General features: G+C 37.1%; 9 protein-coding genes and 1 tRNA gene. 6 read left to right on the top strand and 4 right to left on the bottom strand.

The window, feature by feature from the left end:
* Positions 1-143: 143 nt before the first annotated feature.
* Positions 144-365, bottom strand: a complete 222-nt coding sequence (locus AACY61_RS02415) for a hypothetical protein (RefSeq protein WP_339609827.1) — start codon at positions 363-365, stop codon at positions 144-146.
* On the opposite strand from AACY61_RS02415, the gene AACY61_RS02410 reads away from it, so the two are divergent.
* Together AACY61_RS02410 and AACY61_RS02405 are read left to right on the top strand one after the other, a co-directional pair.
* Complete coding sequence (locus AACY61_RS02410; protein WP_339609825.1) at positions 325-1653, top strand: hypothetical protein; 1329 nt, start codon at positions 325-327, stop codon at positions 1651-1653. The genes AACY61_RS02415 and AACY61_RS02410 overlap by 41 nt on opposite strands.
* Positions 1654-1730: 77 nt before the next feature.
* Positions 1731-2027, top strand: coding sequence for a thioredoxin family protein (locus tag AACY61_RS02405; RefSeq protein WP_339609824.1), 297 nt, complete (start codon positions 1731-1733; stop codon positions 2025-2027).
* Here AACY61_RS02405 and AACY61_RS02400 read toward each other — a convergent pair.
* Both AACY61_RS02400 and AACY61_RS02395 read right to left on the bottom strand, forming a co-directional pair.
* Positions 2024-2656 carry a polysaccharide deacetylase family protein gene (locus tag AACY61_RS02400; RefSeq protein WP_339609823.1) on the bottom strand — a complete coding sequence of 211 codons (633 nt, stop codon included), beginning with the start codon at positions 2654-2656 and terminating at the stop codon, positions 2024-2026. The two genes, AACY61_RS02405 and AACY61_RS02400, sit on opposite strands and share 4 nt — an antisense overlap.
* The gene (locus AACY61_RS02395) at positions 2649-5963 is read right to left on the bottom strand and encodes a DUF2723 domain-containing protein (RefSeq protein WP_339609822.1); all 3315 of its coding nucleotides are present in this window, start codon (positions 5961-5963) and stop codon (positions 2649-2651) included. The genes AACY61_RS02400 and AACY61_RS02395 overlap by 8 nt, the downstream gene beginning before the upstream one ends.
* Before the next feature lie 164 nt (positions 5964-6127).
* Here AACY61_RS02395 and AACY61_RS02390 point away from each other — a divergent pair.
* Positions 6128-6200: transfer RNA gene (locus AACY61_RS02390), tRNA-Gln, on the top strand.
* 55 nt (positions 6201-6255) lie between these two features.
* On the opposite strand, the gene AACY61_RS02385 is transcribed toward AACY61_RS02390, so the two are convergent.
* A complete protein-coding gene (locus AACY61_RS02385; protein ID WP_339609820.1) occupies positions 6256-7086 on the bottom strand; it encodes a universal stress protein in 831 nt (276 codons plus the stop codon).
* Between the two features lie 158 nt (positions 7087-7244).
* On the opposite strand from AACY61_RS02385, the gene rimP reads away from it, so the two are divergent.
* The 3 genes from rimP to infB all read left to right on the top strand — a co-directional run.
* On the top strand, positions 7245-7712 hold the full coding sequence (rimP, locus tag AACY61_RS02380; RefSeq protein ID WP_339609819.1) for a ribosome assembly cofactor RimP: 468 nt from the start codon (positions 7245-7247) through the stop codon (positions 7710-7712).
* A gap of 8 nt (positions 7713-7720) precedes the next feature.
* Positions 7721-8956 carry a transcription termination factor NusA gene (gene nusA, locus AACY61_RS02375; protein WP_339609818.1) on the top strand — a complete coding sequence of 412 codons (1236 nt, stop codon included), beginning with the start codon at positions 7721-7723 and terminating at the stop codon, positions 8954-8956.
* Between the two features lie 47 nt (positions 8957-9003).
* The coding region (infB, locus tag AACY61_RS02370; RefSeq protein ID WP_339609817.1) for a translation initiation factor IF-2 at positions 9004-11387 on the top strand (2384 nt) is incomplete at its 3' end.

Genomic DNA, 11387 nt, shown 5'->3' with positions numbered 1-11387 from the left:
ATTTTCTTTTTAGTAGTATGGGTGACGTTAAATTGTGGCGTTCATTTGTTTTTTTTTAAAAATTAATCCATCTTTGTGCCCCCTAAATCAAATGAGAATCAATACATAAGTGTTTTTAAAGTTGCAATTTAATAGTTGTTAATTTAAAACTTATATCTCATGCTGATTCCCCAATCCCTATTTTTAAATAGAATCTTTCTTTTATTTTGTCTAAATCTTTTCTTTTTAACATCAAATGCACAAGTTGGAATAGGAACTATAACTCCTGATCCTTCTTCGATGCTTGATGTTTCTTCAACATCCCAAGGTATTTTAGCTCCAAGAATGTCAACAGCCCAAAGGCTTTCCATTTCAAATCCTGCCAATGGGTTACTTGTATATGACACTGATGAACGCTCATTTTATTTTTTTGAAGAAATTGATGATGAATGGGTGAGACTCAATTCGTCTCAGGAAAAAAGGGATAATTTTGTGTTGGTTAAAAGTCTTGCTGACTTTCCAGCACCTTCAGGAGGTGTAATTAATTTAGACACCAATACCTATTATGAAATAAACGGCACCATTAACCTAGCTGGGAACAGAATAAACTTAAACAATGCTTATGTATCAGGATTGGATGCAAATGAAGATGTGCTTGTTGCCGGGGCAGGCACCACGGCATTTCAGGGAAGCACAGGCGGTAGTATCCGGAATATCACCATTACCGGAGGTGGTACGGCTTTTAATATTACCGGTTCTGCAGCACAAAATATGTTATTGCAAAATACGATCATCGCAAACATGGCCAGTGTGGGAACGATTTCCGGCTTGGGACTCTATTTTTCTAATATTGTGCAATATGTTGGGAATGCTGCCGGTATTACCTACAATGAAATAGGCAGCCTTTTATTGAGTAATCAGGCTTGGTTTGGCAATAATGGGGGCACTTATGAAACCTTTACTGGTACCTTTCAGCTTATACAAAAAGTGAGTGGTTTTAGTACTGTTCCTTTAGGTGCTACCGGGATTAATGTAAGTTCAAACCCATCTGTTGTTGAGGGTGTAATTCTTAATGCTTTATTTACGGGAGCCGGTACATATGTTAATAGATATACAACAGGGTCTTATCCAGGTTTTAATTTCAATAAGAATTGGGTAATTAATTCTCCGGGTATTCCCCGTGAATCAGATAACGAAGCTACCGGAAATATCTATTATAATGGGGATCTTGCCATTGGTTTTGCTCAAGCCGTTCCCAATGCGGTAAATACACCCTTTAATTTAGGTAGCAATACAACTACCTTGGCAGGTAATAATTTCAGGATGACTTCTCCCGAAAATAACCGTATTACCTATGACGGTAGAAGGCCAAAAACTTTTCAGGTAAATGCTACGCTTGCGGTTAGAGCAAATACGTCAAATACCCAATCTACATTCTTTGCTTTTTTTATAAGAAAAAACGGAAACGCAGGTACAACACTTGTCCCGACCAATACAGTTATGCGTACCCCAAATTCAAGTGGGTCAGGTGCAGAACTTGTAAGTTTAGCTATATCGGGAACAGTTGACTTAGTTCCTGGGGATTATATTGAAGTTTGGGGGCAACGATTAACTGGGGGCAACTTAACAAGTGCACAATTAGCAATTTTTGCAGTTAATTTGAATATTAAATAACAAACCCTTAATTTTTACCTAAAAAACACCACATTTCACCATAAATACTATATTTGTATAACAAAAGAGATTGTACTATGTCAAAATTTGGTGAATTAATCAGTGCCCCGGTTCCTGTACTGCTTGACTTTTATACAGACTGGAATGAGCAATCTACAGCCATGCACCCTGTTTTAAGGGATGTGGCGGCTGCCCTTGGCGACAAAGCAAAAGTTATCAAAATTGATGTCGATAAAAACAAAGATTTAGCCGAAGCATTAAGAATCAAAGGACTTCCTACGCTAATGATTTACAAGAACGGCGAGATGAAATGGCGTCAAAGCGGTGAGCAGGATGCCAATACCCTTATTGGCCTAGTAAATGAATATGTTTAAATTGCTTTAAAGGTATAGCCTTTTTCTGAAAAGTGCCTCAATACTTCCGGTAAGGCAACTCTAAGGTTTTTTTCTGCTTTCAGGCTATCGTGAAAAATGATTACACTACCATTTTTTGCATTTTCAATTACATTGTTTAGACATTTTTCAGGGGTAATTGTTGGGTCAAAATCTGCACTTAAAACATCCCACATAACTATTTGGTATTTTTTTTCTAAAAGAGCCTCTGCTTTTTTTGTATCCAATTTTCCATAAGGAGGTCTAAAAAGTAAGGGATGATTAAAAAATACTTCTGCCTTTTTAGTATTTTCCATATATTCATTAAAACTTGTTTTTGAAGCATTGACGTGATTGAAGGTATGATTGCCCACATGGTGACCTTCCGCTTTAAGTTGAGCAAATAGTGCGGGGTGCTTTTGAATGTTATTACCTATGCAGAAAAAAGTTGCTTTTGCATTGTATTTCTTTAATTGATCTAAAACCCAAGGGGTAACTTGAGGTATTGGGCCATCGTCAAAAGTTAAATACACTATTTTATGCTTGCGCGAAAAATGCCACAACCGCTTTGGAAACAAGTAAGGTATATAAAACGGAATTTTTACAACATAAGGCTTCACTGAATTATTCATTCATTGCTCGTTCCATAGAGTCAATCATTCTTAAAATTTCTTCCTCATCAGGATATTCAAGCCCTGATGTATCCGCTTCTTCTACAAAAGTTTCCTCTTCCGGTTCGTTCCCGTAAAAATGTCTAAACTCTTGTAAATAGTTGTTAAATGTTTCTGCTTCAGTTTTTAAAATTTCTTCATCTGTTCCATATAGCAATGTGCCCACAAGACTTCTGTAGCGCTCAACTTCCATTAAAATAGTTTCAGCGTTTCGCATTTGAAGTTGATAATCAAAACTGCTGAAATAATCCATTTTTTCTTGGTATTTTTTAGATACCTTTTTGTATAGTTTAATTGCTTTTTCTTCATTACCAACATCAAAATAGCCTGTTATATAAGGCTCTAGCAAAGTGTAAAATCCAAAATATTCAACGGGCATATGCTCCATTGCCAAATCCAAAACATCTTCAGCTTTCTCAAGCTTATCCTCTTTTAAAAGTTGTTCGGCAAGTCGGGCGAGATTGCTTCGGTAACTGATGGCGTTTTTTCTGGTTTCGGGGTCGTGGTATATTTCTGTACTCCCGGAATTCCCCCATTCCCAATCCATTACAATCTCAAACATTTTTTCGCTGTCAATGCGTCCCATATCAAATGGATTCTTTCTATCAATGGGAGTTTTAATTGGAACAAGTTTATAAGCCATTCCATCCAGCTGTAAATAATCTTTCAGCCATAAATATTCTTCATCGTTGAATGCACCACCTGTAAAATAAATGGGGCGTTCCCAGTTGTTATTGGCTATGATGTCAAACATCATCATTCTGTTTTTATAAAGAATATCAGCTTTTATGTTAACATCTATATAAGGTACAATGAGGTGCGCATCTTTTTCTGCCACAATGCCATTGCGTAAAACAGCCTCCTTATCCACAGGTATTCTAATGTTTTTTGAAGGAAATGTTTGAACCATTTGCCCACTTTGCATTTCAACTTTCAAACGTTGATCACTATCATTTCCAACCCAATCCATCCATTGTTTGATTGAAATGGTGTCATCGGCTTTTATTTGCGGATGTTTCATGATATAGTCTCGTGTTCCATATCTATACTGCTCATGTGTGAGCTGTGAAGGGATTGGCGCACTTTCAAAAGCAGCTTTTTTCATATCATCAATATACCAGTCTGTATTGAAAAGGCTGGTATTGATTGGTCGTACGTCTCTTCGGTATTCCTCAATGCCTTGTGCATACCAGATCGCAAAGGTGTCGTTGTCACCAATGGTAAAAATGATTCCATCCGGATCTACAGAATCAAGGTATTTTTTTGCCATTGCAGATGCTGTATACCGATTGGAACGATCGTGATCATCCCAGTTTTGACTTGCTAGTAGTACAGGTGCAGCCAATAACCCAACCACTATTACCAAGGGAACTGCAATTTTAGGTTGAAGATGCTTTTTGAGCATTTCAAAAAGTGCATAAACCCCAAACCCCATCCAGATTGCAAAAACATAAAAGGAGCCCACTAAAGCATAATCGCGTTCACGGGGTTCAAAAGGCCTTTCGTTAAGGTATACTTTTAAGGCAAGTCCGGTGAATAAGAAAAAAACCATTAAAACCCACCAGGAGCTTTTATCTTTATTATAGTGAAACACGACGCCCAATAAGCCTAAAATTAAGGGAAGGAAATAATAAGTATTCCTAGCTTTGTTGTTTTTAACGTCTGAGGGTAAATTGGTTTGTGGCCCCAAACGTGCTTCATCTATAAAATTGACGCCGCTAAGCCAGTTTCCGTTAAAAACGTCATTTTTGCCTTGCATATCATCTTGTCTTCCGGTGAAATTCCACATAAAATAACGCCAATACATATAGCCAAACTGATACTCAAACAAATAGCGCATGTTTTGAAGAAAAGTGGGTTTCTCAATATCTAGAAACTCACCAAACTGTTGTAGGAAATTGTGGTAGTCTTCACTGTCAATCTGACCTTGGTTATATTGATTTTTAAAAGAAGCTACTTCATTTACTAATGCCTGCTCACTTCTGTATTGCCGTTTAACATCAAATTCTAATCCACCGGTTAATGCCAGGTAATTTGCTGCATGTTCTGTGCTCCACATTCTTGGTAAAAAGGTTTTGTGAGCATCATCAAGGTTCATTCTGGCATTTTTGTAGTTGTTTATGATTTCATATTTTTTTGTTTTTTCATTCCGCTCATAGTTGGGCTTGTCATCAGTGTAGGGATTGTTTTGGTCTATTCCGGCATACATTTCTGTAAACTGAGGTCCATATAATAAGCTTTGCTCGCCATATTGCTCTCTGTTGTAATAGGCTAATAACTCTTGAGCATCACTGGGTTTGTTTTCATTAATGACAGTTCCGGCATTTGCTCTGATGGGCAGCATAATCCAACTTGAAAAACCAACAAAAATAAATAAAATGCAAAGCACTAGAGTGTTTAATTGTACATAACCTTTTGAGCGCGTATATTTCAAAAGGAATACAAATGCAGCAACCATAATCAGGCCTGCTATGATAGTTCCTGAATCAAATGGCAAGCCTACAGTGTTTATAAAAAACAGCTCTGAAGCTGACAAAAAGCGCATTGTCATTGGTAAAAGAAACAAAAATATAAACAAGAGAACACCCACAACCACCAAATGTGCTACAATGAAATTCTTAATGGTAATGGTTTTGTAATTCTTAAAATAATACAATAACCCCATTGCGGGTATTGTGAGAAGACCCATAAAGTGGACACCAAACGAAAGCCCTATTAAAAATGCAATTAAAATAACCCAGCGGTTTCCTCGGGGGGTATGCATGTCTCTTTCCCATCGCAGTGCGAGGTAAAATAAAGCAGCCATTAGAAAAGACGCCATGGCATATACTTCGGCTTCAACAGCACTAAACCAAAAACTATCAGTAAAAGTAAAGCCTAATGAACCCACCGCTGCACTTCCTAAAATTAAAATTTCTTTTGTTTTATCAATAGTTTCAGTTTTGGAAATAATATTTTGAAGAATGATTGTTATGGACCAAAACATAAACAAAATTGTAAAAGCACTAGCAAAGACAGACATGAGGTTTACCATCAAGGCAATTTGAGTAACCTCTGAAGCAAATATGGAAAAAAATGCACCCAGCAATTGGTAAAGTGGCGCTCCCGGAGGGTGCCCGACTTCCAGATTGGAGGAGGTAGTAATGTATTCGCCGGCATCCCAAAAACTTGCAGTGGGTTCAACTGTGAGCCAATAAGTGGTTAACGCGATTAAAAAAACAAACCATCCACTGATAGTATTCCATTTTTTAAAGTCAAAGTTTTTCATCCATTTCTAGGTTTAAAGTGGCGAATTTACACATAATTATCGTATTCTCTTTAATGAGAAGGTAAACTGAAAAAAACATATTTTATTTTTAAAGGTGGTATTTTTATAAGAAATAGTTTGTAGAAGAAAAAGTTTGTTATAAATTTGCAACCGCTTAAAAGCATTGGCTCATGGTGTAACTGGCAACACGTCTGGTTTTGGTCCAGAAGAGTCTAGGTTCGAGCCCTAGTGAGCCAACAAAAAAACCGATTAGAAATCTCTAATCGGTTTTTTTTATAGCATCAGATTTTATTTAAATTTTGAAAGTGATTACAGGCCTCTTGGCGTGATTTACCAAATCTTCACTTACGCTTCCGTTAAAGAAATGAGAAAGTCCTTTTCTGCCGTGAGTAGCCATGCCAATTAAATCTGCATCAATTGATTGAGCATAGTTCAAAACTCCTTTTTCAACAGTTGTGTCGTTGTAAATGTTTAAGGAATATTTTTTAATTTCCACACCCATTAAAAACTTTTCCATCACTTCATTAGCCTCAATGGTAGTCATAAAGTTTGTGGCCGTATTTATAAAAAGTAAATGGATGTTTGCACCTACACTGTTGGCAAACTTGATTGCTCGTTTAAAGGGTTCTTTGCATTCTTCAGAAAAATCCGTAGCAAAAACAAAATTATCAACATTAAATTGTTTGTGTTCGTTTTTAATAACCAGCACAGGAATGTTTGAAGTTCTTACTACTTTTTCAGTATTACTTCCAATAAACATCTCTTTGAAACCACTGGCACCATGTGAGCCCATGATAATAAGGTCTACTTCATTTTCCTTTGCAACCTCAATGATGCCGTCAAACGCCTCGTGGAATTGAACTGTTTCATAAACGGTAATGCCTTCAAGGTAATCAGACTCCATCACTTCCTTAAACCGTTTATGTGCCAGTTTCATAAAAAACAATGCTTCAGGAAGACTCCCGCCTGAACTTGAATTTGCCTGGTCAATTAAATTTAACGGAAGTTCTAACATATGAAGCAAATAAATTTCACTTTCGTGCTTTTTTGCTAATTGTGCCGCAACCTTAAGCGCATTTTCTGCTTGAGGCGAAAAGTCTGTAGGGACTAAAATTTTTTTCATTGAATTGTATTTGAAGAGGTTTAAAATTTAAGTTAAATTACAAAAAAAATTCAACTTGCATCCTTTTTTTTTAATGAGAATTAATTCATATATTTGCGCCATTGAAAAACAAGGTATTAGGTGAGGGGACGGCGAGTCCCCTCTTTTTATAGATTAAAATGTTGAAAGAAAAAGTTCTGCAGCTATTGGATATAGCACTGGAGGAGAATCCAAAATTGTTTTTAATTGATTTTAATATTGACCAAAACAACGATATTAAAGTAATATTAGATGGGGATGAAGGCGTTTCATTGAGCGACTGCATTGCTGTAAGTAGAGCTATTGAGCATAACATTGACCGCGAAGAATTTGATTTTTCACTTGAGGTTGCTTCAGCAGGTGCATCTTCACCCTTAACAATGCCGCGACAATACAAAAAAAATATTGGCAGAATATTGGAAGTAAAAACCCAGGATGGTCAGACAGTTGAAGGAACACTCACAGGGGTTTCAGAAAAGGGAATCAACTTGCAATGGAAAACAAGAGAACCCAAACCGGTTGGAAAAGGTAAAATCACTGTTGATAAATCACTTGATATCCCCTTTGAAAATATAAAAGACAGTAAAGTAAAAATAATATTTAACTAAGTACAGATATGGAAAATATCGCATTGATTGAATCTTTTTCAGAATTTAAAGACGATAAATTTATCGATAGGGTGACCCTGATGGCAATCCTAGAAGACGTATTTAGAGCCACCTTGAAAAAGAAATATGGAGACGATGATAATTTTGATATTATCATAAACCCAGATAAAGGAGATTTGGAAATCTGGAGAAACAGAACTGTAGTTCCCGATGGTGAAGTGGAAGACCCAAACCAAGAAATTTCCCTTAGCGATGCAAGAAAAATTGAACCCGATTTTGAAGTGGGTGAAGATGTTCCTGAAGAAGTAAAACTGGTTGATCTTGGAAGAAGAGCAATTTTGGCACTGCGCCAAAACCTTATTTCAAAAATACACGAACACGATAATACCAATATATACAAGCAATTTAAAGACCTTGAAGGCGAACTTTACACAGCCGAAGTTCATCATATTAGACACCGGGCAGTCATCTTGCTAGACGACGAGGGCAATGAAATTATTTTACCAAAAGAAAAACAAATTCCTTCAGACTTTTTTAGAAAAGGAGACAACGTAAGAGGAATTATTGAAAGTGTAGAACTCAAAGGGAATAAACCTGCTATCATAATGTCAAGAACAAGCAACAAGTTTCTTGAAAAATTATTTGAACAGGAAATTCCTGAAGTTTTTGACGGCTTGATTACAGTTAAAAATGTGGTGAGAATCCCCGGCGAAAAAGCAAAAGTTGCAGTAGACTCTTATGACGACAGAATAGACCCTGTTGGAGCTTGTGTAGGAATGAAGGGATCCAGAATTCACGGCATCGTTCGTGAACTAGGAAATGAAAATATAGATGTTATTAACTATACTGCAAATACAAATTTGTATATTTCCCGCGCTTTAAGCCCTGCTAAAATTACTTCAATTTCAATCAATGACGAAACCAAACACGCCGAGGTGACTCTCAAGTTGGAAGAAGTGTCTAAAGCCATTGGTCGAGGAGGACACAATATCAGACTTGCAGGACAATTAACCGGATACGAAATAGATGTGATTAGAGAAGGAGTTGAAGAAGAAGAAGATGTCGAATTAAGAGAATTCTCAGACGAAATCGAAGGATGGATTATTGATGAATTCTCAAGAATTGGACTCGACACAGCCAAACAAATTCTAGATCAAGATATCGATGACCTTATAAAAAGAACCGATCTTGAAGAAGAAACCATCAGAGAGGTCATCAATATACTTAAAGAAGAATTTGAATAAAACAGAAACAGTTTCTGAAAAATAAAAAAAAACAGTAAAAATACTTTATGGGTGAAGTAAACACAATGAGGTTAAACAAAGTTTTGCGCGAATTCAATATTTCGCTTGATCGAGCTATGGATTTTCTGAAAACAAAAGGTGTAGAAATCGAAGCACGACCCACTACAAAAATATCAGAAGAAGTGTATCAAATTTTATTTGATGAATTTCAAACTGATAAATCAAAAAAAGTAGCCTCAAAAGAAGTAAGCGAAGAAAAGAAAAAAGAAAAGGAAGAACTGCGATTGGCAAGAGAAAAAGAGCAGGAAGAAAAACAAAAAGCTGCTGAAGCCAAAGAAAAAGAAGTAGTCAAAGCACAGTCAAAGTTGGACGGGCCCAAAACAGTGGGTAAAATTGATCTTGACGCACCCAAAAAAGAGCAAACCCAAAAAGAAGAAAAACCCATTGAGGAAAAACCTGCAGAGGAAAAACAACCCGAAGAAAAAGTTGTAGAAAAGAAAAAGCCTGTAGAAGAAAAACCCAAAGAAGAAGAAAAACCAAAAGCTGACACCAAAAAAACCAAAGAAGATACAAAACAAGCCAAACCCAAAGCTGTAGATACTGAAGAAAAAGAAGGCTCAACCTTTTCAGAAACAAAGTATACAAAACTGAATGGGCCAAACTTTACAGGTGAAAAAATTGACCTTGATCAATTTAAAAAATCTAAAAAGAAAACAGAAAAGCCAAAACCGGGTGCTTCAAAAGACTCCAAGGATTCTAAAGATTCTAAAGGAAAGAGAAAAAGAATTGCCAAAGAACCAACAAGAGGCGGTTCAGCTTCAGGTGGTGCTTCAAGAGGCAAAGCATCCAAAGGACGTGGTAGACAAGTAACCCATAAAGAGGAACCAAGCGAAGAAGAAGTACAAAAGCAAATCAAAGAAACGCTTGAAAAACTTCAGGGGAAATCTTCTAAAGGTAAAGCTGCAAAATACAGAAGGGATAAAAGAGATACACACCGTCAAAAGTCAGAAGATGAAATTGCAAGTCAGGAAGCACAAAGTAAAGTGCTTCAGGTTACAGAATTTGTTTCTGTTAATGAACTTTCGACATTGATGAACGTTCCTGTTACAGACATTATTTCTGCCTGTATGACCCTTGGAATGATGGTTACAATGAATCAAAGACTTGATGCTGAAACATTAAGCATTGTAGCAGACGAGTTTGGATATGAAGTGAAGTTTGTAACTGCCGATGATGAGGACACCACTGTTGAAGAAGTAATAAACCCTGAAGATCTTGAACCAAGGGCGCCAATCGTTACCGTAATGGGACACGTTGACCACGGTAAGACCTCTTTATTAGATTACATCCGTCAGGAAAATGTAATTGCAGGAGAGTCAGGAGGAATTACTCAACATATTGGAGCCTATGCAGTGCAACTTGAAAACGGACAGAAAATTACATTCCTGGATACTCCAGGTCACGAAGCCTTTACAGCAATGCGTGCCAGAGGTGCCAAAGTAACCGACCTTGCCATAATTGTAGTAGCCGCAGATGATGATGTCATGCCACAAACAAAAGAAGCCATCTCTCATGCGCAGGCTGCCGGAGTACCCATAGTGTTTGCAATTAATAAAATTGACAGACCCGAAGCAAACCCTGAAAAAATAAAAGAAAAACTGGCCGGGATGAATCTGCTGGTTGAAGATTGGGGGGGTAAAATTCAGTCTCACGATATCTCTGCAAAACAGGGAACCGGTGTTAAAGAATTATTGGAAAAAGTACTTCTCGAAGCCGAATTACTCGAATTAAAAGCAAACCCAAATAAACTGGCAACCGGAACTGTTGTTGAAGCTTTTCTTGATAAAGGAAGAGGGTATGTATCAACAATATTAGTACAATCAGGTACTCTAAATATTGGAGATTACATCTTAGCCGGTCAACACAGCGGAAAAGTCAAAGCAATGCACGATGAACGCGGACACAATATTAAATCTGCCGGACCTGCAACACCTGTTTCAGTATTAGGGATCGATGGAGCACCTCAGGCAGGTGATAAGTTTGCTGTTTATGAAGATGAAAGAGAAGCAAAGGCAATTGCAACAAAACGAACCCAGTTACAAAGAGAACAATCAGTTAGAACACAACGTCACATTACTCTTGATGAAATTGGCAGACGTATTGCTTTAGGTGATTTCAAAGAATTGAATGTAATTTTAAAAGCAGATGTAGATGGTTCTGTTGAAGCACTTACAGATTCCTTCCAAAAACTGTCAACTGAAGAAATCCAAATTAATATCATTCACAAAGCTGTCGGACCAATAACTGAGAGTGATGTATTGCTGGCCTCTGCATCAGATGCAGTCATCATTGGATTCAATGTACGCCCAATGGGGAATGCAAGACAAATTGCCGATAAAGAAGAGATTGACATCAGAATGTACTCAATCAT

The organism is uncultured Planktosalinus sp. (assembly GCF_963973675.1).
Taxonomy (GTDB): domain Bacteria; phylum Bacteroidota; class Bacteroidia; order Flavobacteriales; family Flavobacteriaceae; genus Planktosalinus.
This window is presented reverse-complemented; position numbering and strand designations above follow the sequence as displayed.